Source organism: Pauljensenia sp. UMB6358 (assembly GCF_030216865.1).
Taxonomy (GTDB): domain Bacteria; phylum Actinomycetota; class Actinomycetes; order Actinomycetales; family Actinomycetaceae; genus Pauljensenia; species Pauljensenia turicensis_A.
The window spans coordinates 1-228 of sequence record NZ_JASOMS010000323.1 but is presented as its reverse complement, the minus strand read 5'-3'; the positions used below and the strand labels follow the sequence as shown (position 1 = coordinate 228).

The window sequence follows — 228 nt, the reverse complement described above, 5'->3', positions numbered from 1 at the left end:
GGCCAGGTGACTCCCAGCTTCGACAAACAGTATGTGCGCGACTGGCTGACCTCCGAAGAATCCGGGTGGGATCGCGCCAGCGGCGAGCAGCCGCCGCGCCTGCCTGACCGGATCGTTGAGGCGACACGTCAACGCTACGTTGATGCGTACACGCTGCTCACCGGTCAGGCACCGGAACCGCGCAACCAGCCACGTCAGTGAACCGTTTGACAGAGCTACCACATTAAC

General features: G+C 62.7%; 1 pseudogene. It reads left to right on the top strand.

The window, feature by feature from the left end:
• Positions 1–201, top strand: a pseudogene (locus QP381_RS09615) (phosphoribosylaminoimidazolesuccinocarboxamide synthase); the annotation flags it as partial.
• Positions 202–228: the final 27 nt, after the last annotated feature.